Here is a 24727-nt window from a genome sequence, read left to right on the forward strand (position 1 = left end):
CCTTCACTGGCGCAGTTCTTCCGCGGCCTCAATGTCGATAATGCGGTGGATGGAGAGGACGCGCTCGGTTTCCTTGGCAGGATCAAAGACCCTGACGCGTCCGCCGTTTACAGAAAGGGGAACAACTGTCTCCATGCAGGAATTCCCCTGGCTGTCCACCACGTTCATGCTCACGCGCTGCTTGAGCCGGATAGCCCGTTGCAGCGTCTCCAGCCCAAGCTGGGTCGCAGCTTCGCCGGAACCAGCCACGGGGCCTGCGTGGTTTCCGGAGGCTTCAGCCCGCCTGTTCCGCAGGACGGCCAGCTGCGCGGCGACGTCGTCCTCTGCGGGTGCGGTCCGCGGCGCCGTGTAGACGGGGCGGGCGCTGCCGTGAACATTGTTGGTGCGGCGGAGCCGGACCACTCCGGGCTCGGCCTGGTCCACCGACGGCGAGAGGCCCAGTCCGCGCAGGACCTGGGCTGTCTCCCGCGGCGGAGCGGTGGAGATCAGGACCGTCGGCGCAATGCGGGCCAGCCCCAGGCCGGCCGCTTTGGACTCCGCCGCCAGCTCCAGCACCGTTGCCTCATCATCGCTTTGGATAAAGCTGGCGGCCATTCCCACCCGGAGCCGGCCGTGCCGGGACGCGGTGTCCTCCACCAGGTATTCCAAGGGCTGGGGCACGGCCGTGGCCGAATGCTCACGCAGGAACTCCAGCAGGCTCGAGGCGTCATGCCCGGCGTCCAGCGCCCGCCGGACCGAGTTGGCGGAGAACCGGTAGATAGTGGCGGGCCCGTGCCCCTCGGCGTCGGCCATCACCAGTAGTTTTTCGGCCAGCTCCGGAGCCAGGTAGCCCGGGGCAACTGCGGTCAGGTCCGCCTGAAGCAGGACGTGGTTCAGTGCCGCAGGCAGATGCTCGCCCAGGATGCCCAAGGCTTCGTCGGGGTTGTCTTCGGCAATGGCGCTGCCCAGCTGGCTCAACGCACCGGAGCCGATCAGTCCGAGCAGCTCCGCTTCCGCGAGCACACCCCTGATCAGGGAACTGAACCGCCGGGCCATCCGCGGCTGCGTCCATTCAGCCCGCTGGAGGACGGCCGCAGCATCCAGGACCGGTGCCGTGCCGTCCGCAGCGGCAGCCTCCTGGGTGAGTTCCTCCAGGATTTCCAGGATCCTCTTCCTGACCACGGGGGCGTCCGGCCTCTGCGCCTCTGCCGAAAGGGCATTAACGGTGTTCCCGGCCAGGGCGCGGTGTGCGGCGGGAACGCCGCTGGGGCCGTTGGCGGGCTGACCCACCAGTGAAGGCACACGCTCGCTCGCGAGCCAGGCATTGACCAGCCACAGCCACTGCTCCTGGCGGGGGAGGGCCAGCCACTCCAGCTGCGGGGGCTGCACCCACGAGGACGAGTCCACATCGAGGCGCAACAGGCCAGCGAGGGCGCTGAGCTCCAGCAGCAGGCCCGCCCGGTGCTGGTCGATGCGAAGAGTCTCGGCAAGCCGCTTCATTTCCCGGACACCTACGCCGCCGCTGCGCAGCGTGGCCAGCGGCTGTTCGCGGACGGCGTGGAGGAGGTCACCCACCAGCCGCAGGGTTTCGGCGATGGCGCCCAGCGCAGCGTTCCGGCGAAGCGCAGCGGTGGTGCTGCCCAGCTCCGGAACCGGCGGGGACAGGGAGAAGTCATTGATGATGGCCCCGCCGCGCAGTGACAGGCCCACGCTGTGCGGCAGTTCCACGTGTGCGGCGTCCAGGGGGACCAGCAGGCCCCGGGCCAGGAGCCAGTCAACGGGCCCGACGTCGGCGCCCTGGTTCGAGACCGACGCTTTCCGTTGCGCCTGGGGGACGGCACCCATGGCCCAGTTGCGGAATTTGGCGAGCAGCGCCGTCGTGCGTTCCGGGGCTCCGGCCAAAGCCTCGCCGAGTGCCTCGGGCGAGGATGTCCAATGCTGCAGCGCGAGGGCGGCCTCCATGGGGGTGGTGGCGTTCTGGATGGAGACGCCGCTGCGGCGCAGCTCGGCAACGAGCTGGACTGCCCGCTGGGCAAACGCGGGCTGGAGCCTTACCAGCTCGGTGTAGCTGCGCCCCAGCCCCGCGGGATAGATTCCCACCACGTCCTTGAGGCTTCCCACCGGCAGGTAGTAGCGCTGGCGGTGGCCCGAAACCGCCGTTCCATGGGGCGGCTCGGCCCGGTGCACCAAAGCCAGTTCCTGGAGCGAGGCCAGGATGCGTTCCAGCGCCGCCACCGTGGACCCTGCAATGAGTTTCCGGATGCCCGCCGCCGAGGCGCTGTGTTCGGTGTCCGTGTTGGTACACAGATGCAGCGTTTCCAGCACCTGCATCTGTGGCCGGTTAAGCCGCTCGAGCGCACGCTGGACGCTGACCCGCGCACTTGCACGCGCGGCCAGGGCGGCAAAGTCAGGAACGGCGGGGGACATAAGGTCCGGCCGCGCTGCAAAGAGCGCCCGCAACGAGTCATCGCTGCGTGCTTCCAGTTCTTTGCTGAGCGCGCGAATAAGGGACATCAGTCCAACGTTACCGCCCGCCGGACTTTCCTGCCCGGCGCCGGCCCGCCACGCTGTCCAGCACCAGGAAAAGCATCAGCAGGAACGCCACAGGCAAGCCGTACAGGGCAGTGGCAGTGACCCAGGCCGGAGCAGCGGAGCCTGCGAAGGCCAGTGCCATGACGGCTCCCACCGCCACGAGGGAAAGCATGGCAACAACCGCTGCGCAGATCATCAGTGGGCGCCGGTATCGCGAGGGTGTCATGCAGGCAACGCTAACAGCCGGTCGGCCGGTGGTGGCGCCACAGGCGGCCGTGAGCGGCGGGCACACAGCCGCAGGCAGGCGGCAGGACGAAGGGTGCGTGAAAGCAGGATTCCGGCCCCCGGCAGGATAACCTTGAAGAACAGACCAACACGGTCCGTCGCTGTCATACCCTGAACCCGCACATCAGTGCGGATGCGGTGACTGCCGGCCGTGTCAGAAGACGTCAGAACGAAGAAGGTTGATTACGTGCCTACCGGCAAGGTCAAGTGGTATGACAAGGAAAAAGGTTTCGGATTCCTCGCAGGCGAGGACGGCCAGGAAGTCTTCCTGCCCAAATCAGCGCTGCCCGAAGGCATCACGGAACTGAAGGCCGGCACCCGGGTTGAGTTCGGCGTTGCCGACGGCCGCAAGGGTGCACAGGCCCTGGGCCTGCGCGTCCTGGACAAGACGCCGTCCATCGCCAAGGCCAAGCGGCCCAGCGCCCGGGACCTCGCGCCCCTGGTCCAGGACCTCGTCAGCGTGCTGGACAACCTCTCCGGAACCCTGTCCGCGGGCAAGTACCCGGAAGGCAACAAGGGCAAAGCCATCGCGGCTGCCCTGCGTAAGGTTGCCGACGAGCTGGACGTTTAGGTCTTGGCCATGAACGCGGACGCTGAACAGCCGGACACCACAACAGCGGAGAAAATAGGCGCAAAAGCCGAGGCCAAGCGCCGCGCAGGCGTGCCCGTGTGGCGCACCGGAAAGCCGGATGCCTTCCTCGCCGCTGCCGTTGGCGAGGCGCGAACCGCCATCGAAGGGATCGCGGCGGCGTCGGACATCGGTGCGCACTTGGCTGCCAAAAGTGAGGGCGACCGCCTGGTCACCCACCTCTTCGAATCAAGGATGGCCGGCTACCACGGCTGGCAGTGGTACGCGGTCCTGACCAGGAACTCCCGCTCCAAGGTGGTCACGGTCAGCGAGCTTGGCCTCCTGCCGTCGGAGGACTCCATCCTCTCCCCGGAGTGGGTGCCGTGGGCCGAGCGCGTCCGCCCCGAGGACGCACAGGCCGCAGAGGAAGACGAGCCGCGCGCAGCTGTTGCTTCGGCTGCGGAGCCGGACACTTCGCACGCCGAGGCTGACACTCCCGGGTCCGAGGACCGGGACGAAGAATCCGAAGACGACGACCCCGCCGGCGAGGCTGACTAAGCAGTTGCCAATGCGCAGGGTTGAGAACCAAGAAGGCCGGCACTGATGTCCACCTTCAAATCCCTGCACATCCTCAACTACCGGATCTGGTTCCTCGGCGCACTGGTTTCCAACATCGGAACCTGGATGCAGCGGACGGCCCAGGACTGGCTGGTGTTTGACCACCTCACCGATCACGACGCCGGGGCCATGGGGATCACCATGGCGCTGCAGCTGGGGCCGCAGCTCTTCCTGGCGCCGGTTGCCGGCCTCGTGGCGGACCGGTACAGCCGCCGGCAGCTGCTCATCATCACCCAGTCAATGATGGCCCTTCTGAGCACCGGCCTGGGCATCCTCGTGGTGGTCGGCGCCGGCCAGCTGTGGCACGTCTACGGCTTCGCCCTGCTGCTGGGCATGGTCTCCGCCCTCGACGCCCCGGTACGGCAGACCTTTGTTTCTGAACTGGTGCGGGACGACTACCTGCCCAACGCCGTGGCCCTGAACAGCGCCTCCTTCAATGTCGCCCGGATGATCGGGCCCGCCGTGGCCGGCGTCCTCACCGTAGCGGTAGGTCCCGGCTGGGTGTTCCTGATCAACACCTTCACGTTCCTGGCCATGCTCCTGAGCCTGTGGAAGATTCCGACGGCGTCACTGCGCCAGCTTCCCCGGGCGGCTCCGGGCAAGGGCCGCATCCGGGAGGGGCTGCGCTATGTGCGGTTCCGGCCCGACATTGTGGTGGTCCTGGTGGCCGTGTTCATCGTGGGAACACTCGGCCTTAACTTCGTTCTGTTCATCGCCGCGATGGTGGGCACGGAATTCGGGCTGGACGCCAGCGCCTTTGGGCTCATGAATTCCATCATGGCCATCGGTTCCGTGGCGGGCGCGCTGCTCTCCGCCGGCCGCGGCAAACCCCGTTTGCGGATGATCTTCGGCGCGGCGGCTGCCTTTGGGGTGACCTCGGGACTGGCCGCGCTTGCCCCGGACTACTTCTGGTTCGGCGTGGCGCTGGTGCCCGTGGGCCTGTTCGCAATCACCATGATGACCAGTGCCAACGGCTACGTCCAGACCACCACCGATCCCGTCATGCGGGGCAGGGTCATGGCCCTGTACATGGCCATCTTTATGGGCGGCACACCCATCGGCGCGCCGTTGGTGGGATGGGTGGCCAACGTCGCCGGCCCCCGGTGGTCACTTTCCGTTGCGGCCGCCTCCGGGATCATCGCCGCCGTGATCGGAATGATATGGATCATCCGCGCCCAGCGGCTCCGGCTCACCTTCAACCGGCGCGCCCGTGGCCTGCGCTACTTCGGCGTCGTCTCCCACCTGGGCGTCCAACAACCGGGGGACAACGTCAACGGCGCCGCCCCGGACGAAAACCCGGACGACGCCGTCGGACGCTGACAAGTGGCCTCACCACAAGACAGCGCGAACGGACACTTGGGCCCCGGTTCCTGGGCCCCAAGTGTCCGTTCGCGCGGGTACGCTACTTGCGCAGCTCGCCCACCACGTAGTCGATGCTTGCCAGCAGCGCGGAGACGTCAGCCGGCTCGATGGCCACAAACGTGGCGATCCGGAGCTGGTTGCGGCCCAGCTTGCGGTACGGCTCGGTGTCCACGATCCCGTTGGCGCGGAGCACCTTGGCGATCGCGGCGGCGTCGATCGAGTCGTCGAAGTCGATGGTGGCGATGACGTTGGAACGGTCCTCCGCCTTTGCCACAAACGGGGTGGCGTACTCGGAGGCCTCGGCCCAGGAGTAGATCCGGCCGGCGGAGTCAGCGGTGCGGGCGGACGCGAAGTCCAGGCCGCCGTTGGCGTTCAGCCACTGCACCTGCGCGTCGAGGGTCACCAGGGTGGAGAGCGACGGCGTGTTGTACGTCTGGTTCAGCTTGGAGTTGTCGATGGCGGTCTGGAGGTCCAGGAAATCGGGGATCCAGCGGCCGCTTGCCTTGACCCGGGCGGCGCGTTCCAGCGCGGCGGGGGAGAAGAGCCCCAGCCACAGGCCGCCGTCGGACGCGAAGTTCTTCTGCGGGGCGAAGTAGTAGACATCGGCCTCGGAGACGTCCACGTCCAGGCCGCCGGCTGCGGAGGTGGCGTCCACCAGGACCAGGGAACCGGCGTCGGCGCCCGCGACGCGCTTGACCGGAGCCGCGACACCCGTGGAGGTTTCGTTCTGCGGCCAGGCGTAGACATCCACGCCAGCCTCGGCGGCCGATACCGGGCGCGTGCCGGGCTCGGACTTGATGATGGAGGAGGCGTCCAGGAACGGGGCCTTGTTGGTGGCTGAGGCGAATTTGGAGCCGAACTCGCCGAAGGACAGGTGCTGGGCCTTCTTTTCCACCAGGCCGAAGCTGGCGACGTCCCAGAAAGCGGTGGAGCCGCCGACGCCGAGGACCACTTCGTAGCCTTCGGGGGCGCGGAAGAACTGGCTGAGGCCTTCACGGACGGAGCCCACGAGGTTCTTGACCGGAGCCTGGCGGTGGGAGGTGCCCAGGATGGTCTTGGACGCCGCTGAGAGCGCTTCGAGCTGCTCCGGCCTGACCTTGGAGGGTCCTGCGCCGAACCGTCCATCCTTTGGCAGGAGGTCGGCGGGAATAGTGATGCTGGTTTCGCTCACGGGGGCTCCAATTTCGGCATGGACGTGGCTCACGTCCGGGCGGTGGGGTGGCCGGTAGTCGGCGGTGACTGCATAAGGACCTCCCTTATTCTGCCTGAACCCTCGATTGGGCGGGGAACCGGGGCCGTCATAGTCCGGCCAATGAGACTCTTTGTCTCCGCCCGGGCATTATCCAGACAAATTCAAAATAGGCTAAGCTTTTTAGCGGACCTCGCCGCTGAGCGGGACGCGATACGGTGGGACAACGCAAGGTACTGCGCTCGAGGAGCTGAGCTGGATGACGGATCTGATCGATACTACGGAGATGTATCTTCGGACCATTTTGGAGCTTGAAGAAGAGAACATCGTTGCTCTTCGCGCACGCATCGCCGAACGGCTGCGGCATTCCGGACCCACGGTGTCCCAAACCATCGGCCGGATGGAACGCGACGGACTGGTCGTGGTCTCCGGAGACCGCCACCTGGAGCTCACGGAAGCCGGGCGGAAACGCGCTACGGAAGTGATGCGCAAGCACAGGCTCGCGGAACGGCTCCTGGCGGATGTGATTGGCCTGGACTGGGCCTATGTCCACGATGAAGCGTGCCGCTGGGAGCATGTGATGAGCGAACGTGTAGAGCAGCGCATCTACGAATTGCTCAACCACCCCACCGAGTCTCCGTACGGCAACCCCATCCCCGGGCTGGCCGCCCTGGGCGGGCCGGCGCCCGCGCTCCCAGACGCCGGTGTGATTAATCTCCTGGATGCGATGCAGGGCTACGGGCCAGCGTCGAACGTGACAGTCAGCCGGCTGGCTGAGCCCATCCAGGTGGAACCTGAGCTGCTGGTCCAGTTGGATGAAGGCGGGATCAGGCCCGGTGCCACGGTGTCCCTGGAGCGCGTAGGGGAGTACATTTCGGTGCGCGTTCCGGGAATCGAAGGGGCGCTCGAGCTGCCCCCGGAAGTGGCATCCCACGTCTTCGTTTCCGTCAGCTGACGGGAAGGCGGTCCGCCGTGTGGGGCCGTTCCATAGCGCAGCGACGCAAGGTTCCGCAAAGGTAACGGAATTGTTACTGTCCAAGTTAATCACCTATAGTTGAAACTCAGCGTCGATACAAAAGCGTTACCTGATCCGGAGCCGAGCTCTGCCAGCGGATCAGGTGCATCAGTCACCAACTGGCAGAGGCGGGGGAACCACAACCGGCAGTCGTAAGACTGCCTTGGGGTTAAGTCCGTCAGCAGCAAGCCTCTTCCAGCGAAGGATCCTCACGGGATATCTCTGCGCCAAAGTGCTTGTCACGGCGGACCGGGTCTTTGAACTCTCTGACCCGAATCCGACAGCTAACTTCGCAGGCTACCCAGAGAGGAACATTCTTGACCACGCAATACTCCAGGGGCCGCCGTCGCGCGGTGGGTCCCGCCTCGGCGCCCAGAGTGGCCGAGGATTTCAGCGCGGAGAGGCCCCGCGACCCACAGCGGGAAGCCCGCCGCCGCCGGGGACCCTTCCGGCAGATGACGGATTTCGCCGCCGCCAGTGGCCTCGGCCAGAAGGCCGGCATCGCCTTGGCAGCAACAGGCCTTGCTCTCACTGTGACGGTTCCTGTGACCGGCCCCGTGATGGCCACTCCGGCACCCGGCCAGGCTGCATTAGCCGTTTCCGCTGCTCCGCAGCCCGAAGTGACCGCCGAAGCCGCCGCCCAAATTGATTTCAGCCGCTCGTCCGTGGTGACCCAGGGTGATCCCGACGGCAAGCTGAAGCAGCTGTTGAGCGCCCAGTCCGCGGGATCCATTACCCGCGCCGCCTCTGCCGGAAGCCTTGGCTCGCCGCTGGCCCAGCTGGTTACGGCCTCACCCTTCGGGTTCCGGGTCAGTCCCATCACCGGCGGCTCCGGCGACTTCCACCGCGGCCAGGACTACGTGGCACAGTGCGGAACCTCCGTCATGGCCGCTGCCAGCGGCACCGTGACCTTCGTTGGCTGGCACCAGTACGGCGGTGGCAACCGCGTGGTGGTGGATCACGGCAATGGCCTTGAAACCACCTACAACCACCTCTCCTCCGCCAGCGTCAAGGTAGGCCAGACGGTCAGCCGCGGCGACGTGGTTGCCCTCAGCGGCACCACGGGCGCGTCTACGGGCTGCCACCTCCACTTCGAGGTTCAGATCAATGGCGAAGTCGTCGACCCCACCGGCTGGCTCTGACCCAAATGATGGCCAACTCTCGAATCGTAGCAACATGCCGTGACCTGAATGTGACATTGGCTCGGAACTCCTGTAACGTCTAAAGCGCGTCAACTTTTCCGAAGTTGACGTTCTTGAGTGGATTGCCTAGCTCTGCCACCGCTCAAGGTCCGTTCGCATGACATCGTCTGGCAGGGGCGGGGGAACCAATTTTGGTCTTCGATTCTGAAGGCCTTGGGGTTAAGTCGCAAAGCTTCCACTGTGAAGCAGCGCGGCCGGGTGACTCCCATCCGAATCCGACAGCTCACCTCGCAGGCATTGGGAGAGGCTACCTTCGTGTCTTCACGCCATACTTCTGCGCGTCACCGCGCACAACCGGTTCGCACTAACCCCTTGGGCTCCGTGTCCAAGGCCGTCAGTGCCAATGCCGGGACCGTAGGTCGCCAGGCTGCTGTTATCGCAGCTGCATCAGGTCTGATCCTGAGCATGGGGCTTCCGGCCAACGCCGCGGATTCCACCGCCGGCGTTTCCGCCTCTACCGAGTCCGGTTCTGCGCAGACGGCACTTGCCGTCACTGCCGCGCCCACGGCTACCGTTTCCTTCGAACGCCCCGTCATCAAGACGACGCCGGCGCCGAAGGTTGAGAGGGTCCGCGCGCAGTCCACGGCTTCCGAAACCGGGGCTCAGGGTGCTGCCGCAACCGAGGCCGCGGCCTCCAAGCTCGCTGACACTGTCTCCTCTGCTGCTGCTTCGGGTCTGGCAGCACTTGCCTACACCGGTATCGGTCACCCCTACCTCTGGGGCGGCACCACTCCCAACGGCTGGGACTGCTCCGGCTTCACGCAGTGGGTCTACGCCCAGGCCGGCATCAGCATTCCCCGCACCAATGCCTGGACGGCCATGCGGCCCACCGCCACACCGGCTCCCGGTGACCTGGTCATGCAGAATGGCGGCGCCCACGTTGGCATTTACGTCGGCAACGGCATGATGATCAGCGCACTGAACCCGTCACAGGGCACGCTGCTCCACTCCGTGGCATCCACGGGCGGCGGATCCTTCTTCACGCTGGCCCCGTAGTTCCTGCAATCCGGCAGTTCCTGAAGCCCTGTGCTGCCGGAACCGATTCTTCGCTGGAAACTTTTCGCTAAATCCCCGTTCGGGATGTGCCGGCGTACCCCCAAGATGCCGGCGCCTCCAACGCCCTTGGACTGCCTACGCGGTCCTGAGGAAAACGAAAGAGAGAAATTAATGACTACACGTGCAACTGTTGCACGGCACCGCGCCGAGGTCACCAAGACCAACTCGCTGGCTGTCATTGCCAAGGCCGTCGGCGACAACGCCGGCGGCATGGGCCGCCAGGCTGCGGTTATCGCTGCTGCTTCCGGCCTTGTCCTGACCAGTGGTATCGCCGCGAACGCGGCAGACACCGGAGTCCAGCACGAAGGTGCTTCCGCTTCGAACCTTGAGGCTGAGGTTTCCGCTCCGGCCATCATTTCCGCTGCTTCCACCATTGCCATTTCCTACGAGAAGCCGGCCGTGACCACCACGCCCGCTCCGGTTGAGGCTCCCGAGCCGGTTGTCGAAGCTCCGGCTCCGGCCAAGGCCGCGGCAACCATCACGGTAGCGTCGGCCACTCCGGCTGCTCCCTCGGCTCCGGTCGCCGCCAGCGGCAAGGGTGCTGCCATCCTGTCCGCTGCTTACGCACAGCTCGGCGTCAGCCAGGACTGCACCATGCTGGTGACCAACGCCCTGGCCGCCGTGGGCATCAACTACCACGGCTGGCCCGCCGGCTACCTGTCCCTGGGTAAGACCGTGAGCGCCGCCGAGGCCCAGCCCGGCGATCTGATCTACTACGCCGACGGCGGCGCGGGCATGGCCCACATCGCCGTATACGCCGGCAACGGTCAGGCAGTCCACGGCGGTTACAACGGCAACCAGACCGTTGTATTCAGCGCCAATGTTGGCTCAGGACCGGTCTTCATCCGCGTGTCCTAGCAGCAGCTTCAGTGTTCAAAGGACCCCCGCCTCACGGCGGGGGTCCTTTGCTGTCTCCGGCCTGTCGTACCGATCCGGACAGCCGCCCAGGCCCGACACGTGACCCCGGTTACTTCCGGGATTAGCTGATCCCGGGATTCTTTGTTTACTCTTGTGGTGTCGATCCATAGCCCGGATATGCCGGGGGCAGCCGGCCCTCGTGCCCCTGACGGGTGCGGCCACAAAGAGGTACGTGCATGCGCACTCTCGTTCTGAATGCTGGATATGAACCGCTGGCGGTAGTCACCTTCCGCCGGGCGCTGGTGCTTGTGCTCACGGGCAAGGCCAGTGTTATTGCCGAGGGCGATGACCCTGTGGTGGGGCCTCAGGAGATTTTGGGCCGCCCGTCCGTGATTCTCCTGAACCGCTACATCCGCCCCAGATACAACCAGGGCACCGCTGTCAGCCGCCGCGGCGTCCTGCGGCGGGACGGACACCGCTGCGCGTATTGCGGCAAAGGGGCCCACACCATCGACCATGTGCAGCCCAAGTCGCGTGGCGGCGCCGACTCCTGGGAGAACCTGGTGGCCGCGTGCCTCCGCTGCAATAACACCAAGGGCGATCACACCCCGGCTGAAATGGGCTGGAAGCTCAGGTTTGATCCGGAACCGCCGCATGGCACCATCTGGCAGATCAAGGAACTTGAGAAGCCCACGCCGGACTGGGATCCGTTCCTGCTGCCTGAGCGGGCTGCCTGAGCGGGCCGCCTTGTTCCGGGCTGCCTTGTTCCGGTCCGCGCGGTAGTTCCAGCCCGGCGCAGTATTCCAGCCTGCGCGGTTAAGCTGGGAGGGTGGACGCTGACCCCCTCGACTTCGATGCCGTCATCCTCGCCGGCGGCCGTTCGTCGCGGCTCGGTGGCGTGCCCAAGCAGAGTCTGACGTACGACGGCGACTCCCTGCTGCGTCGCTCCGCCGCCGCTGCGAGGGGAGCCCGGGCCGCCGTCGTGGTTGGTCCGGACACCGGGGAGGTGCCGGCCGGCGAAATCCCTGGATTTCTCCGTTGCCGCGAAGAACCCCCCTTTAGCGGTCCCGCGGCCGCCATTGCGGCCGGGCTTGCGGCCCTGTCCGCGGCGGGTGGCAGCCGCCCCAGGCTGACGCTGGTGCTGGCCTGCGACATGCCCAACGTGGGGCAGGCGGTGGCGGCGCTGAAGGCTGCGTTGCGTGCGCGAGGACCCGCTGCCGGAGCGCCCGCGGGCTTGGCACCGGACGGCGTGGTGGCCGTCTCGGAGGAAGGCCGCCGTCAGCCGCTGGTCGGTTTTTATAGCACGGCCGCGCTACAACGTTCCGTGGCGGAACTGGAAAGCACAGGACGCTTAATCAACGGTTCGGTGAGGGCACTCCTTGCTAGTCTGGACGTGCAGCTTGTCGCCGTTCCGGCTGGCTCCACGGCAGACGTGGACACCTGGGACGATGCCGCCGCACTTGGAGTGGCCGGTCCGGATCCCCTAGCCGGGTTCCGGGGCAACACTGCCGCAGACGATTTGGGAGGCAGAGCGTGAAAAGCCAGGAAGAGACGCTGGAAGAATGGTGCAGGTCCTTGCTCCAGGCGTATGAACTGGAGGACGTCCAGATCGACGTCAACACCATCCTGTCGCTGGCCGGCGTGGCAGCCCACTCAGTGGTCCGCCCCGCCGCCCCGCTCACCACCTTTATTGCCGGTTTCGCCGCCGGCCTGGCTGCGGGAGCAGGGCAGGCCACCAACGCCGCCGCCATGACCGCTGCCATGGACCGTGCCCGCACCCTGGCTGCTGACTATGACGCCGAATCCGCCGGGACCCCCGTCGAATGACTCCCGTTCAGTGACCGCCGCCCCCGGCGACGTATCCGAAAATCCCGGGCAGCAGACAGCCCCGGCAAAGCACCTGGCCCACACCTGGGAAGAGGCGCGCAAGGCCGCTTTTGATATCGCCACGCCAATTCCGCCGGGCCGGGTTCCCCTGGGCCAAGCCCTGGGCAGGGTCCTGGCCGAAGACATCACCGCGTTGCACGACATGCCGCACTACGCGTCGTCTGCGATGGACGGATGGGCCGTCAACGGCAGCGGTCCGTGGATCGTGGCAGACGCAGGCATGCGGCTGGCACCCCACCAGGCCAGCCCCATCGTCACCGGCGGACTGATCCCCCCCGGCGCCAAAGCGGTCCTGCGCAGCGAAAGTGCCGTGCTTGGAACGGACGACGACGGCCTGCCGCTGTTGATGACCGGCGGCGCCGCCCGCCCCGGCGAGCCCGGGAACGGCCAGCACATCAGGAAGGCCGGCGAGGAAGCCGCCGCGGGAGAGGTGCTGGTCAAGGCCGGCGTAACACTGAACCCGGCCCATCTGGCGGTCGCGGCCCTGGCCGGGCACGATGACCTTCTGGTCCAGGGCAAGCCGGTGGTTAAGCTCCTGCTGACCGGCTCCGAAGTTGTGGCCCACGGGCTGCCGGTCCCCGGACAGGTTCGGGACACCTTCGGTCCGCAGCTCGCGGCCGTTGTGGAAATGCTCGGCGGTATTAACGGCGGCCAGGAGCGGATCGGCGATTCCTACGCTGAGTGGCTGGACGGCCTGGCCGACCTCCCGCCCGAGGTGCCGGACCCCTCCGCGCTGCCTGCCGACGTCGTGATCACCACCGGAGGTACTGGCGTCTCGGACACCGACCACCTCCGCCGGGCTGTGGCGGAACTGGGCGGGCGGCTGGTCATCGACGGCATCGCCATGCGCCCCGGCCATCCGGCTGTCCTGGCCGAACTCCCCGACGGTCGCTTTGTCCTGGGGCTCCCCGGAAACCCGCTGGCCGCCATGATGGCACTGTCCACGGTGGGCGAACCGCTGCTGGCGGCGCTGGGCCACGGCACCATGCCGCCGGTGCAGGAGGTCCCGTGCGGGACCACCATCGAGCCTGAGCCGGGCCGGACCAGGCTGATGCCCTTCCGGCTGCTGTACGGGATGGCTTCACCGGCCAAGCACACGGGTCCCGGGATGATGCGCGGACTGGCGTCGGCGCACGGTGTGATGGTTGTTCCGCCGCATGGCGTGCAGCTGGGCGAACCAGTCCCGGCGTTCGCTTTGCCGTGGGGGCCGCCGGTGCCCGCGCCCGCGCAGCCGGGTACCAAGCCCAAGGGCCGGCCCGCCGCTAAGCCGGCAACCCGGGCAGCTGGCAAGGACGCTGCGAAGCCCGCCGGTCCGGTGGACTGGAGTGCCCTGCTGGGGTAGGCGCCGTGCTGCGGAACCACGTACGCCACAGCCCGGCCAGTGGTGCAATGATGGACTTATGAACAGCGCCAGCCGGCAGGTCCGGAACGTCCACGGGGCCCTTCAAGACAGTCTGGCGGTTCGCTGATGGGGCGCGTGACGCAGCGCCGCAAGGTGCACAAGTATGTTTTGGATGGCTCGCCCAATGCCCTTGAGTTCCCGGTCCGCCACCGCGAGGACGTCCTCGCCGTCGAAGAGCCGCTGGAAATCCGGATCGGTGCACTGTCATTCTCGGTGACCATGCGGACGCCCGGGGACGACTTTGATCTGGTGGCCGGCTTCCTGGTGTCCGAGGGGATCATCTGGGCTCCGGAGCAGCTGGTGTCGTTGCGGTTCTGCGCCGGCGAGGACGAAGACGGCGTCCAGACGTTCAATGTGGTGGAAGCCCAGCTGCGGCCCGACGTCGAACTCCCTGCGAAGGGTCGGAACGTCTTCACGTCCAGCTCCTGCGGTATCTGCGGCACGGACTCGATCGAGGCAGTGCGCAAGTCCTCCCATTTCAGCCCGGCGGCGGATCCATTGACCGTGCCCGCCCATGTGCTGGCATCCCTGCCCGGGCGGCTCCGCGAAGCGCAGGACGTTTTTGACGTCACCGGCGGAGTGCACGCCGCGGGCCTCTTCCGCATAACGGACGACGGCGGCGTGCAGCTTTTGTGCCTGCGCGAGGATGTGGGACGCCACAACGCCGTGGACAAGGTGGTGGGCTGGGCCCTGCGGGAGCGGTTGCTTCCGCTCGCAGGGCTGGTCCTGCAGGTCTCGGGCCGCGCATCGTTTGAACTCGTCCAGAAGGCAGCGTTGGCGGGCATTCCCGTGCTGGCGGCGGTGAGTGCGCCGTCGAGCCTTGCCGTGGAGCTGGCGGAGGCCAGCGGCATGACCCTGGCAGGATTCAGCCGGGGCACCAGCCTGAATATTTACGCTGGACAGGGCAGGATTACGCTGCCCGCCGCGCCGGTTCCGGGGGAGGGCGCGGCAGGGTTATGCGCGAACGCGCCGGGATAAAAACGGCGCCAGCACACTTCGGCGAAGATTTCCGGTGACGCTTGGCTATTGAGCTACCAGCCGGTAGATTTTATCCATCGATTGGACGCGTTTGGTCCGGATTCGAGTACTCCAGTTCAAGCACCTAAGAGGGTTTACATTGCATGACGACCGCCGGATCACCGAAGTCCGCCTGGACCGGTTTGTCCGCGAGCGGATCATTCCCGGCGTTTACGCCCGCACCGTTCCGCTGAACCTGAGCAGCTGGGATGCACCCGGCGAACCGGTGTCCGTGATGGATGCACTGCGGAATCGCTTCGAGCCGCAGGAACACGGTGCTGCCTGGGGCAAGCCGTGGGGGACCAAGTGGCTGCGCCTGCAGGGCGACGTCCCGGAGGCCTGGGGCACCGGCCCGGACACCGCCGTCGAAATCGTAGTGGACCTTGGCTTCATCAACGAAGCCCCCGGATTCCAGTGCGAGGGAATCGCCTGGCGCCCGGACGGCACCATCATCAAGGCTATTTCGCCCCGGAACCAGTACATTCCCCTGAAACTCCTGGGCAGCGGCATGTCCGTTGACTTCTACGTTGAAGCGGCCGCCAACCCGGACATGGCACAGGGCTGGACGTTCGCCGCCACACCGTACGGGGATAAGGCAACAGCAGGCACGGCGCCGCAGTACCGGCTGGGCAGGATCGCCATCGCCGAACTCAACCAGACAGTCTGGGAACTCCAGCAGGACATCTGGACCCTCGCCGGGCTGATGCACGAACTCTCCCCGGAGCAGCCGCGGCGCCATGAGATCCTCCGTGCGCTGGAGCGCATGATGGACCAGATGGATCCCGACGACGTCCCGGGCACCGCCGCAGCCGGGCGGGCAACCCTGGCTGAGGTCCTGTCCAGGCCCGCCTACGCTTCCGCCCATCAATTGGTGGCTACGGGCCACGCCCACATCGACTCCGCCTGGCTCTGGCCGGTGCGTGAAACCATCCGCAAATGTGCCCGGACGTTCTCCAACGTGGTGGCGCTGATGGATGAGGATCCGGGCTTTGTGTTCTCTTGCTCCTCAGCCCAGCAGCTCGCCTGGATGAAGGAGTCCTACCCCGAGCTTTTCAGCCGGATCCGGGAGAAGGTCAAGGCCGGGCAGTTCGTTCCGGTGGGCGGCATGTGGGTCGAGTCGGACACCAACATGCCCGGCGGTGAGGCCATGGCCCGGCAGTTCATTGAGGGCAAGAACTTCTTCCTCGACGAGTTCGGCGTCGAATGCCGCGAAGCATGGCTCCCGGATACCTTCGGCTACTCGGCGGCCTTGCCGCAGATCGTCAAGGCGGCCGGCAGCCGCTGGTTCCTCACGCAGAAGATCTCGTGGAACCAGGTCAACCGCATGCCGCACCACACCTTCAACTGGGAAGGCATCGACGGAACCCGGCTGTTCACGCACTTCCCGCCCGTTGACACCTACAACGCCGAGCTCAGCGGACGCGAACTGGCGCACGCCGAGCGGAACTTCCGCGACCACGGGCGCGGCAACACCTCGCTCGTCCCGTTCGGCTACGGCGACGGCGGCGGCGGGCCTACGCGGGAAATGCTGGCTGCTGCCAGCCGCACCGCCAACCTCGAAGGCTCGCCCAAGGTCCGCGTGGGTTCCGCCGAGAGTTTCTTTACCCAGGCGGAGGAAGAGTATTCCTCCCTGCCTGTCTGGGTGGGGGAGATGTACCTGGAACTCCACCGCGGCACGTACACCAGCCAGGCCCAGACCAAACGCGGCAACCGGCGCAGCGAACACCTGCTCCGCGAGGCCGAGCTCTGGTGCACCACCGCTGCTGTCCGCGGCGCCGGCTCCTTCGAGTACCCGGCGGCGGAGCTGAAGCGGCTCTGGCGGCTGGTGCTCCTGCAGCAGTTCCACGACATCCTGCCCGGCAGCTCCATCGCCTGGGTCCACCAGGACGCGGAACGTAATTACGCCGCGATCAGTGCCAGCCTCGAAAACCTTATAGCGCAGGCAGCGGCCGCGCTCCTCGGCGAGGGATCGCGGACCTTCCTGCTCAACGCCGCACCGCACGCGCGCAACGGCGTTCCGGCCTTGGCTGCCGCAGAGCGTTCGCCGACCGACCAGCCGGTCCAGGCGACCGCTCTGGATGGCGGCTACGTGCTGGACAACGGCATCATCCGGGCGGTACTGGATGCCGATGGCCTGCTGGCCTCCCTCACCGACTACGTCACGGGACGCGAAGCAATCGCTCCCGGAGAGCGCGGCAACCTGCTGGAACTGCACCGGGACACGCCCAACGAGTGGGACGCGTGGGACATCGATGAGTTCTACCGGCGCAACGTCACCGCCCTCACGGCGGCGCAGGGCATCCGGCTGGAGCAGACCGGAACCAGTGCTGTTGTTGTGGTGGACCGGGTTGCCGGCTCGTCACCGCTCACCCAGCGGATCGCGCTGGATGCAGGCAGCTGCTCCCTCACTATTACCACAGCCGTTGAGTGGCAGGAGAGCGAGAAGCTGCTCAAGCTGGGCTTCCCGCTGGACGTCAGGGCGGACCGCTCCGCCTCGGAGACCCAGTTCGGCCATGTCTTCCGCCCCACCCATGTCAACACCTCGTGGGAGGCCGCCAAGTTCGAGATCTGCGCGCACCGCTGGATCCACGTGGCCGAGCCCGGCTACGGCGTCGCGATTTCCAACGCGGCCACCTACGGGCACGATGTCACCAGGAGCGTACGGGATTCCGACGGCGGGACCACCACCTCGGTGCGCCTCTCCCTGTTGCGCGCACCGAAGTTCCCGGACCCGACCGCGGACCGCGGCCACCAGGAACTGACCGTGACCATCCGCCCCGGAGCCGGGATCGCCGACGCCGTGGAGGAGGGGTACCGCACCAACCTCGTACTCCGGCTGGTGAAGGGCACCCGCGGTGTGGAGCCGCTGTTCGCCGTGGACAACCCGGCCCTGGTTATCGAGGCGGTCAAGCTTGCCGAAGACGGGTCCGGCGATGTTGTGGTCCGCCTTTATGAGTCCCTGGGGCAGCGGTCCGCCGGCGTGATCACGGCCAACTTCCCGGTCACGGCCGTCCTGGCCACGGACCTGCTGGAGCGCGCCACCAACGCGCCGGGCGTCAACACTGCCGCAACGGAGCAGTCGGTGGAGCTTTCGCTGCGCCCGTTCCAGCTGGTCACCCTGAGGTTCGCGCGCTAACACCCATCGACTGCTCCGTAGGGGCCGTTTTGCAGGCTCAAAAGGGCCGTTACGGAGCACTCGATGATGGTTGGCGGGACCTGGCCGTTAAATGGCTGAGTGGGGGCGGTCCCCAACGGCCCGCCACCACTCATCCCCCCAAAGTATGCAAAGACTCAACGGGCCCGGCGTCCAGGAATCTATCCCCGTTCGCGAACACCGGCACCCAACTTCACACATTCATGATTGTGCCATGTCTAATGATTTTGTGAAAGTAGGGAAGGCTACTTTGCAGTAGAAGTCCTTAGCCGAGGGCCTCCCCGCCCGTGCCGGAGCCTGGCCACCGCGATCAAAGCCAGGCCAACGACAAAGCAAAGAATTGCCGTGTAGTTGATCAGGAACGTCGCTGGTCCCCAGCTGGGCGGATAGAAGGGGAAGAGCAGAGTCAGGGGGATGGCCACCGAGCCTACGCCCAGCAGGAAGGCGGCGATCCGAACCAGGGCGGGCAGCGTGCTGCGCACCGCGAGCACCATGGCCGGCAGCAGGACCAGTGAAACATAGGCCGGATAAGCGCGGCCGGCGGCCCCGTAGTACTGGACCAGTAGGGCATTCCCGTCATCCTCGCCTGTCATGGCAACCAATCCCGCGGACGAGCCGGCAGTGTCCATCATCAGGAACACCACAAGCACGGTCAGCGAGGTCAGCGCCAGCACAGCCATTCCGATCCGTCCGGTGAGCATCCGGTAGGCGTCGTCGGCCCCAAAGCCGCGGGTGATGCGGATGCCCACGAAGAAGATGGCGGCGAAAATGACATAGCGGAGCAGGAGGTTGGTCGCATTAACACCGCCGAGCGCCTGGTCAATGGCGAGGTAGGGTGCTTCGATGCTGAGGAGAGTGGCCAGGGTCAACAGCGCAAAGATGTAAAAGAGTGTCCTGTTCCTCCCCCTCAGGGCACTGGGAACCCTCGCGACGGCCACCAAGCCGGAGACAGTCAGCGTGGACCACTGCAGGATTTCGATCATCCCAGGTTCTCCCAGATCTTTTCGGTTTTCTCGTGGTCGTGTTCCTGCCGGCGGAGGGCCCTGCCGAGAGTCTGCAGCCGGTCACCGGCCAGAGTGGTCAGCTCGCCGTCGGACAGGCTGTCCAAGGCGGCCTGCCGGGCTCCGGGAGGCCAGCCGGCCTCCGCCTCCGTGACCAGCCCGGTGGCCACCAGGCCGCTGGCCGGGGCGACGCCGGCGGCAAGGGAGGTGGCAACGGCCAGCTCGGGGGCCAGCCGGTTTGCGGTCAGTTGTGCCGAATAGTTCTGCGGAGCGATTCCAGTGGCGGCGGAGACCCGGTGCCGCAGCTCGCCGTCGTCGATTGCCTCCACCCAGTTCTTGACCGAGGTGGCGTGCGGTGCCGGCTCCAACGCCGGCGAACCGGCCAGCGCGGCGGCCGCCGGCACGCCGCCCGGGTCCGCGGCGGAACGGGCCAAAACTGCCCGCAGGAGGTCCGGAGTGGAGATCTGGCTGACCAGTTCGGACCTGCTGGGCGGGCGCGTGTCCGTGAGCTGGCTGTAGGCGTCGAACGCCGCCAGCGCCGAAACGGGATTGACGTTGTACGCCCGGCTGATGCTCACCACCGTAGTCTCTGCCACCTTGCCCCGGACAAGCTGCTGGGCAAGGGTGGTCCGCTTGATGCCGGAGACGCGGCAGATATCGGACGTGCTCGTGTTGGGGGCGATGCCGTGCAGCCAGCGCTGGAACGCTTTGGCAGGAATTGGCATATCGGCTCTCTGCTGAACGGATGATTGCCTTTTGATTTTAGCCTGACCTTTCGGAGGCAGTTTGGTGCGGCGTGCTGAGTCGACTATGCTTGATGGTCGAGCCCGTTGGTCCGTACACCCCCCAAGTCCGGACCAGCGGGCTCTTTAGTGCCCCGGCACTTTTCGGGGCGGCACATTGCGGATTCACCGCAGTTTCGGGCCGATTCAGGCGGGCTCCTCCGGCCGGGCGGCGGCGAGAGGATGGACCAACCTATGACTGCAACCCTTGTTGCCAAAGACCTTTCCGGCGGCCACGACCACCGGACGCTGTTCGCCAAACTTTCCCTCACGGTGGCCCCCGGCGACGTGGTGGGTGTGGTGGGCGCCAACGGCGCCGGCAAGTCCACCCTGCTGCGCCTGCTGGCCGGCGTGGACCAGCCCCAGGGCGGCAGCGTCAGCCTCGCCCCCGCCGACGCCTTTGTGGGCTGGCTGCCCCAGGAACACGAGCGCGTCGCCGGCGAGACCGTGGCCGGCTACATCGCCCGCCGGACCGGCTGCGCCCAGGCCACTGTGGAGATGGAGTCCACCGCGGAGGCCTTGGGCTCCGGCGCACCGGGAGCCGATGATGCCTACTCGCTGGCCTTTGACCGCTGGATGGCGTCAGGCGCGGCAGACCTCGACGAACGCATCCCGCCCGTCCTTGCCGACCTCGGCCTGGACACCGGCGCGGACGCCCCCATGACCGGGCTCTCCGGCGGCCAGGCGGCCCGCGTGGCCCTCGCCGCGCTCCTGCTCAGCCGGTTCGACGTTGTGCTGCTCGACGAGCCCACCAACGACCTTGACCTGGCCGGCCTGGCCAAACTGGAAGCTTTTGTCCAGGGCCTGCGGGGCGGTGTGGTGCTCGTGTCCCATGACCGCGAGTTCCTGGCCCGCTGCGTGACCACCATCGTGGAACTGGATCTGGCGCAGAATTCCGTGGCGGTCTACGACGGCGGCTATGAGGCCTTCCTGGAGGAGCGCGCCGTGGCGCGGCGCCACGCGAGGGAAAAGTTCGAGGAATTCGCGTCCACCAAGGCAGACCTGGTCTCCCGTGCCCGGACGCAGCGCGAGTGGAGCTCCCAGGGCGTGCGGAACGCCATGAAGAAAAGCCCGGACAATGACAAGATCCGCCGGGCCGCCAGCACCGAGTCATCGGAAAAGCAGGCCCAGAAGGTCCGGCAGATGGAATCCCGGATTGCCCGGCTGGACGAAGTGGAGGAGCCGCGGAAGGAGTGGCAGCTGCAGTTCACCATTGGCCAGGCGCCCCGCTCCAGTGCGGTGGTGGCCACCTTGCGTGACGCCGTCGTGAAGCAGGGAAGCTTCACGCTGGGCCCGGTGAACCTGCAGCTCAACGCGGGGGAGCGGATCGGCATCACCGGCCCCAACGGAGCCGGCAAGTCGACGCTGCTGCGCCTGCTCCTGGGCGTGCAGGCGCCCGACGCCGGCAACGCCGCCATGGGTGCCTCGGTGGCCATCGGCGAAATTGACCAGGCCCGCGGACTGCTGGCCGGCCACCTCAACCTTGCCGACGCCGTCGAAGCCGTGCTCACGGACCTGACAGCGGCGGAGGTCCGCACCCTGCTGGCCAAGTTCGGGCTGAAGGCGGACCACACCACCCGCCCTGTGGATTCCCTGTCGCCGGGCGAACGCACCCGCGCCGCACTGGCGCTGCTGCAGGCGCGAGGGGTGAACCTGCTGGTCCTGGACGAACCCACCAACCACCTGGACCTGCCCGCCATCGAGCAGCTGGAAGAGGCGCTGGGAAGTTATGAGGGCGCTTTGCTGTTAGTAACCCATGACCGGAGGCTGCTCGAGAACGTGCAGCTGGATGTCCGGTGGAATGTAGACAACGGAATGGTAACTGAACTGATGGCAGACGATTCCTCACAGGCGGGGCACCAGCGATGAGCATGGACGGCGTCGCCTGGCACTCCCTGTACAACATCTCCCGGGCCAAGAACGGCTCCCGGCCCTTCTCCAAGGCCACCCTGAAACGGGTCCTGGGCTTCGCCCGCCCGCACCGGACAAAGCTGATCGCGTTTGTGGCGCTGTCCATTGTGATGGCGTTCCTGGCCGTGGCCACGCCCGTGCTGGCCGGCCAGGTGGTTGATGCCATCGTGGCCAAGGCGGGTACGGACGAGGTGATCCGGCTGGCGCTGCTGATCGCCGTGGTGGCCGTTGCCGAAGCCGGCCTGGGGCTCGTGAGCCGCTGGCTGTCCTCCACCATCGGCGAAGGCGTGATCGTGGACCTGCGCACCAGGGTCTTTGACCATGTGCAGAAGATGCCCATCGCGTTTTTCACCCGGACCCGCACCGGCGCCCTGGTCAGCCGCCTGAATAACGACGTCATCGGCGCGCAGTCCGCCTTCGCCGGCACCCTGTCCGGTGTGGTCAGCAACGTGGTGGCACTGATCCTGACGCTGATCGTAATGCTCGGGACTTCCTGGCAGGTCACCGTGCTCGCCATGATCCTGCTGCCGATCTTCCTGATCCCTGCCCGCCGGATGGGCTCCAAGCTCGCGGACCTGCGGCGTGAGGCGGCAAACCACAACGCGGCCATGGGCACCCAGATGACCGAGCGCTTCTCCGCTCCGGGCGCCACGCTGGTGAAGCTTTTCGGCCGGCCGGACGAGGAATCCCGCGAGTTCGCGGTCCGCGCCGGCCGGGTCCGGGACATCGGTGTCCGCACGGCCATGCTGCAGTTCACCTTCGTCACCGCGCTGACGCTGGTGTCCGCACTCGCCCTGGCCCTGGTCTACGGCCTGGGCGGCTGGCTGGCCATCGGCGGTCAGCTCGCCGCGGGCGACGTTGTGGTGCTGGCCCTGCTGCTGACCCGCCTGTACGCCCCGCTCACCGCCCTGTCCAACGCCCGGGTGGAAATCATGAGCGCGCTGGTCAGCTTCGAGCGGGTTTTCGAGATCCTGGACCTCAAGCCCCTGATCCAGCAGAAGCCCGACGCCGTGGCCATCCCGCCGGGAAACGTTTCGGTGGAGTTTGACGACGTCCGCTTCGCCTACCCCTCGGCGGACAAGGTCTCGCTGGCCTCGCTCGAGGAAGTGTCCACGCTGGACACCCGCGGCGGCGAAGAGGTGCTGCATGGCATCAGTTTCCGGGTGGAACCCGGGCAGACCGTCGCCCTGGTGGGTTCCTCCGGTGCCGGAAAGTCCACCATCGCGCAGCTGCTTTCCCGGCTGTACGACGTCGATTCCGGCGCCGTGCGGCTCGGCGGCACTCTGCCCGGCTCGGGGCTGGACGTCCGGGACGCCACCTTCGATTCCCTGCGGGACACGCTGGGGATGGTCACCCAGGACGGACACCTCTTCCACGAATCCATTGCCTCCAACCTCCGGCTTGCCCGGCCGGACGCCACGGAAGAGGACATGTGGGATGCCATCCGGCAGGCCCGCCTGGAAACCATGATCCGGTCCCTGCCAGACGGCCTGGACACTGTGGTGGGGGAGCGCGGTTACCGGCTCTCCGGCGGTGAACGCCAGCGCCTCACCATCGCCCGGCTGCTGATTTCCCAGCCCCGGGTGGTCATCCTCGACGAGGCCACCGCCGCACTCGACTCCACCAACGAAGCCGCCGTGCAGGCGGCCCTGGGCGCCGCGCTCGAGGGGCGCACCGCCGTCGTGATTGCCCACCGGCTGTCCACCATCCGTGCCGCCGACGTCATCCTGGTGGTCGAGGACGGGCGGATCGTGGAACGCGGGAACCATACCGATCTGCTCGCGGCCGAGGGCCGGTACGCCGAGCTGTACCAGACGCAGTTCGCCGAGGCCACGGCCGTGGCAGCGGAAGCCATTCCGGAGTACTAGCCCCACTCCTTAGCGGCGCAGGGTGGCCAGTTCGGGCAGGATGTGGTCCGTCAGGAGCGGGGCCAGGTCCGCTGGCAGCGGCGCGCCCCGGTCCAGCGCCGCCAGGTCCAGCCAGCGGATCTCGGCGATCTCAGCCGAGGGGTGCGCGGTCCAGGTTCCGGGCGCGGTAAACACCGTGGCTTCGATGTCCGTGGCGGCCTCGTTGGCGGCGTCGGCGATCCAGACGCCCATCAGCTCCAGGTCGCGCGGATCCACCACGATCCCCACTTCCTCCTGAAGTTCCCGCGCAGCGGCGTGGACGGCGGTTTCGCCGGCTTCGGGCTTGCCGCCGGGGTGCATAAACATGCTGGTGCCGCGCTTGCGGACGGTCAGGAGCCGGCCCGCGTCATCGAAGACACAGACGGCGGAGACAACAATGCGGGATTTCACGGTTCCGAGCCTAGCGTGTTCAGTCGTGCCGCTTCAGACCTGGCGCTTCAGACTCGCCGACTCCGACCTGCCGCTTCAGGGCGGACTTCAGCAGCAGGTCCTTGCGCGGGCCGGTCACATCCCACGTGTAACTGAATGTGTCCGGGCCTTCGTAGTTGTAGGCCACGCGGTACGTATCGGGATCGCACCAGTGCCGGTCCAGGTTCGCCTCCGGCGTGAAACTCATCCGGTGGAAGGGCCGCCCGTCGGCAAAAAATACGTCCAGGGCGTCGGGCCGGTCGGCGGGTTTCAGGACGTATTCACGCGAGGCGGGGCCGGTAAAGGTGGGCCAGCGCATGGTGCCTTCTTCACGGAAGGCCAGGCCGCCGTCGTCCGCGGGGGAAAAATGTACGACGCCGGCAAAGGTTCCGTAGGTGCCCGTGGACCGGTCCAGCAGCTGCCGTTCAACGGCCCAGCTTCCCTGAATGGAGAAGTTCCCGGCCGGCGAGGGGCCGATCAGGTAGGCGCGGAGGTCGAACTCCGGTGAAGGAAGATTCAAGTGCCCTCGATTGGAATCGAACCAACGACACCGGCTTTAGGAGAGCCGTGCTCTATCCACTGAGCTACGAGGGC

At 66.9% G+C, this 24727-nt stretch carries 22 protein-coding genes, 1 tRNA gene and 2 riboswitches; of the genes, 15 read left to right on the plus strand and 8 right to left on the minus strand.

Features of this window, described 5'->3' with window-relative positions; translation table 11 throughout:
• Window positions 1-3: 3 nt before the first annotated feature.
• Together NIBR502772_RS06550 and NIBR502772_RS06555 are read right to left on the minus strand one after the other, a co-directional pair.
• Entirely contained in the window at window positions 4-2493 is a 2490-nt protein-coding gene (locus tag NIBR502772_RS06550; RefSeq protein WP_141139556.1) for a helicase-associated domain-containing protein, read from the minus strand.
• A gap of 10 nt (window positions 2494-2503) precedes the next feature.
• A complete protein-coding gene (locus NIBR502772_RS06555; RefSeq protein ID WP_058932785.1) occupies window positions 2504-2737 on the minus strand; it encodes a hypothetical protein in 234 nt (77 codons plus the stop codon).
• A gap of 246 nt (window positions 2738-2983) precedes the next feature.
• On the opposite strand from NIBR502772_RS06555, the gene NIBR502772_RS06560 reads away from it, so the two are divergent.
• From NIBR502772_RS06560 to NIBR502772_RS06570, 3 genes are read left to right on the plus strand one after another with little or no spacing between them, the layout of a single operon-like run.
• A complete protein-coding gene (locus NIBR502772_RS06560) occupies window positions 2984-3367 on the plus strand; it encodes a cold-shock protein (RefSeq protein WP_018776003.1) in 384 nt (127 codons plus the stop codon).
• Between the two features lie 9 nt (window positions 3368-3376).
• Window positions 3377-3922 carry a DUF3027 domain-containing protein gene (locus tag NIBR502772_RS06565; protein WP_141139557.1) on the plus strand — a complete coding sequence of 182 codons (546 nt, stop codon included), beginning with the start codon at window positions 3377-3379 and terminating at the stop codon, window positions 3920-3922.
• A gap of 45 nt (window positions 3923-3967) precedes the next feature.
• Complete coding sequence (locus NIBR502772_RS06570; protein ID WP_141139558.1) at window positions 3968-5302, plus strand: MFS transporter; 1335 nt, start codon at window positions 3968-3970, stop codon at window positions 5300-5302.
• Between the two features lie 82 nt (window positions 5303-5384).
• On the opposite strand, the gene serC is transcribed toward NIBR502772_RS06570, so the two are convergent.
• Window positions 5385-6515, minus strand: coding sequence for a phosphoserine transaminase (gene serC, locus NIBR502772_RS06575; protein ID WP_058929976.1), 1131 nt, complete (start codon window positions 6513-6515; stop codon window positions 5385-5387).
• Between the two features lie 277 nt (window positions 6516-6792).
• Between serC and NIBR502772_RS06580 the strand changes: the two genes are divergently transcribed.
• The 10 genes from NIBR502772_RS06580 to NIBR502772_RS06620 all read left to right on the plus strand — a co-directional run bounded on the left by NIBR502772_RS06580 (window position 6793) and on the right by NIBR502772_RS06620 (window position 18106).
• Window positions 6793-7488: a metal-dependent transcriptional regulator gene (locus tag NIBR502772_RS06580; protein WP_058929975.1), complete on the plus strand. Its 696-nt coding sequence runs from the start codon at window positions 6793-6795 to the stop codon at window positions 7486-7488.
• 129 nt (window positions 7489-7617) lie between these two features.
• A riboswitch (cyclic di-AMP (ydaO/yuaA leader) is annotated at window positions 7618-7862 on the plus strand.
• 3 nt (window positions 7863-7865) lie between these two features.
• Window positions 7866-8690, plus strand: a complete 825-nt coding sequence (locus NIBR502772_RS06585) for a M23 family metallopeptidase (RefSeq protein ID WP_141139559.1) — start codon at window positions 7866-7868, stop codon at window positions 8688-8690.
• A gap of 148 nt (window positions 8691-8838) precedes the next feature.
• Window positions 8839-9001: riboswitch (cyclic di-AMP (ydaO/yuaA leader) on the plus strand.
• A 70-nt stretch (window positions 9002-9071) separates the two neighbouring features.
• Window positions 9072-9746, plus strand: coding sequence for a C40 family peptidase (locus NIBR502772_RS06590; protein WP_141141965.1), 675 nt, complete (start codon window positions 9072-9074; stop codon window positions 9744-9746).
• 171 nt (window positions 9747-9917) lie between these two features.
• The gene (locus tag NIBR502772_RS06595) at window positions 9918-10664 is read left to right on the plus strand and encodes an NlpC/P60 family protein (RefSeq protein WP_141139560.1); all 747 of its coding nucleotides are present in this window, start codon (window positions 9918-9920) and stop codon (window positions 10662-10664) included.
• A 236-nt stretch (window positions 10665-10900) separates the two neighbouring features.
• On the plus strand, window positions 10901-11401 hold the full coding sequence (locus NIBR502772_RS06600; RefSeq protein ID WP_141139561.1) for an HNH endonuclease: 501 nt from the start codon (window positions 10901-10903) through the stop codon (window positions 11399-11401).
• 92 nt (window positions 11402-11493) lie between these two features.
• The gene (locus NIBR502772_RS06605; RefSeq protein WP_168223495.1) at window positions 11494-12201 is read left to right on the plus strand and encodes a molybdenum cofactor guanylyltransferase; all 708 of its coding nucleotides are present in this window, start codon (window positions 11494-11496) and stop codon (window positions 12199-12201) included.
• Entirely contained in the window at window positions 12198-12491 is a 294-nt protein-coding gene (locus tag NIBR502772_RS22360) for a DUF6457 domain-containing protein (protein ID WP_056346664.1), read from the plus strand. Before NIBR502772_RS06605 ends, NIBR502772_RS22360 begins: the two co-directional genes overlap by 4 nt.
• Window positions 12457-13893, plus strand: a complete 1437-nt coding sequence (locus tag NIBR502772_RS06610; protein WP_141139562.1) for a molybdopterin molybdotransferase MoeA — start codon at window positions 12457-12459, stop codon at window positions 13891-13893. Before NIBR502772_RS22360 ends, NIBR502772_RS06610 begins: the two co-directional genes overlap by 35 nt.
• Before the next feature lie 126 nt (window positions 13894-14019).
• Window positions 14020-14931, plus strand: a complete 912-nt coding sequence (gene fdhD, locus NIBR502772_RS06615) for a formate dehydrogenase accessory sulfurtransferase FdhD (protein ID WP_141139563.1) — start codon at window positions 14020-14022, stop codon at window positions 14929-14931.
• Window positions 14932-15070: 139 nt separating this feature from the next.
• Window positions 15071-18106, plus strand: a complete 3036-nt coding sequence (locus NIBR502772_RS06620) for a glycoside hydrolase family 38 C-terminal domain-containing protein (RefSeq protein ID WP_141139564.1) — start codon at window positions 15071-15073, stop codon at window positions 18104-18106.
• Window positions 18107-18369: 263 nt separating this feature from the next.
• Here the strand turns inward: NIBR502772_RS06620 and NIBR502772_RS06625 are convergent, their stop codons facing one another.
• Window positions 18370-19107 (minus strand): hypothetical protein, encoded by a 738-nt coding sequence (locus NIBR502772_RS06625; protein WP_141139565.1) that lies wholly within the window; start codon window positions 19105-19107, stop codon window positions 18370-18372.
• The gene (locus tag NIBR502772_RS06630) at window positions 19104-19850 is read right to left on the minus strand and encodes a hypothetical protein (protein WP_141139566.1); all 747 of its coding nucleotides are present in this window, start codon (window positions 19848-19850) and stop codon (window positions 19104-19106) included. Before NIBR502772_RS06630 ends, NIBR502772_RS06625 begins: the two co-directional genes overlap by 4 nt.
• A gap of 252 nt (window positions 19851-20102) precedes the next feature.
• Between NIBR502772_RS06630 and NIBR502772_RS06635 the strand changes: the two genes are divergently transcribed.
• Both NIBR502772_RS06635 and NIBR502772_RS06640 read left to right on the plus strand, forming a co-directional pair.
• Window positions 20103-21776, plus strand: a complete 1674-nt coding sequence (locus tag NIBR502772_RS06635) for an ABC-F family ATP-binding cassette domain-containing protein (protein WP_141139567.1) — start codon at window positions 20103-20105, stop codon at window positions 21774-21776.
• Complete coding sequence (locus NIBR502772_RS06640; protein ID WP_141139568.1) at window positions 21773-23686, plus strand: ABC transporter ATP-binding protein; 1914 nt, start codon at window positions 21773-21775, stop codon at window positions 23684-23686. Before NIBR502772_RS06635 ends, NIBR502772_RS06640 begins: the two co-directional genes overlap by 4 nt.
• Before the next feature lie 9 nt (window positions 23687-23695).
• Here the strand turns inward: NIBR502772_RS06640 and NIBR502772_RS06645 are convergent, their stop codons facing one another.
• From NIBR502772_RS06645 to NIBR502772_RS06655, 3 genes are all read right to left on the minus strand, one after another.
• Window positions 23696-24115 carry an NUDIX domain-containing protein gene (locus tag NIBR502772_RS06645; RefSeq protein ID WP_141139569.1) on the minus strand — a complete coding sequence of 140 codons (420 nt, stop codon included), beginning with the start codon at window positions 24113-24115 and terminating at the stop codon, window positions 23696-23698.
• Window positions 24116-24134: 19 nt separating this feature from the next.
• The gene (locus NIBR502772_RS06650; RefSeq protein ID WP_210412396.1) at window positions 24135-24653 is read right to left on the minus strand and encodes a DUF6314 family protein; all 519 of its coding nucleotides are present in this window, start codon (window positions 24651-24653) and stop codon (window positions 24135-24137) included.
• A gap of 1 nt (window position 24654) precedes the next feature.
• Window positions 24655-24727, minus strand: a tRNA-Arg gene (locus NIBR502772_RS06655).

The organism is Pseudarthrobacter sp. NIBRBAC000502772, assembly GCF_006517235.1.
In the GTDB taxonomy this organism is placed as follows: domain Bacteria; phylum Actinomycetota; class Actinomycetes; order Actinomycetales; family Micrococcaceae; genus Arthrobacter.

Coding starts and splice junctions, on each gene's coding strand:
- NIBR502772_RS06550 (WP_141139556.1), bottom strand. CDS start 2,493: ATGTCCCTTATTCGCGCGCTCAGCAAAGAACTGGAAGCACGCAGCGAT.
- NIBR502772_RS06555 (WP_058932785.1), bottom strand. CDS start 2,737: ATGACACCCTCGCGATACCGGCGCCCACTGATGATCTGCGCAGCGGTT.
- NIBR502772_RS06565 (WP_141139557.1), top strand. CDS start 3,377: ATGAACGCGGACGCTGAACAGCCGGACACCACAACAGCGGAGAAAATA.
- NIBR502772_RS06570 (WP_141139558.1), top strand. CDS start 3,968: ATGTCCACCTTCAAATCCCTGCACATCCTCAACTACCGGATCTGGTTC.
- NIBR502772_RS06580 (WP_058929975.1), top strand. CDS start 6,793: ATGACGGATCTGATCGATACTACGGAGATGTATCTTCGGACCATTTTG.
- NIBR502772_RS06595 (WP_141139560.1), top strand. CDS start 9,918: ATGACTACACGTGCAACTGTTGCACGGCACCGCGCCGAGGTCACCAAG.
- NIBR502772_RS06600 (WP_141139561.1), top strand. CDS start 10,901: ATGCGCACTCTCGTTCTGAATGCTGGATATGAACCGCTGGCGGTAGTC.
- NIBR502772_RS06610 (WP_141139562.1), top strand. CDS start 12,457: ATGACGCCGAATCCGCCGGGACCCCCGTCGAATGACTCCCGTTCAGTG.
- fdhD (WP_141139563.1), top strand. CDS start 14,020: ATGGGGCGCGTGACGCAGCGCCGCAAGGTGCACAAGTATGTTTTGGAT.
- NIBR502772_RS06625 (WP_141139565.1), bottom strand. CDS start 19,107: ATGATCGAAATCCTGCAGTGGTCCACGCTGACTGTCTCCGGCTTGGTG.
- NIBR502772_RS06630 (WP_141139566.1), bottom strand. CDS start 19,850: ATGCCAATTCCTGCCAAAGCGTTCCAGCGCTGGCTGCACGGCATCGCC.
- NIBR502772_RS06635 (WP_141139567.1), top strand. CDS start 20,103: ATGACTGCAACCCTTGTTGCCAAAGACCTTTCCGGCGGCCACGACCAC.
- NIBR502772_RS06640 (WP_141139568.1), top strand. CDS start 21,773: ATGAGCATGGACGGCGTCGCCTGGCACTCCCTGTACAACATCTCCCGG.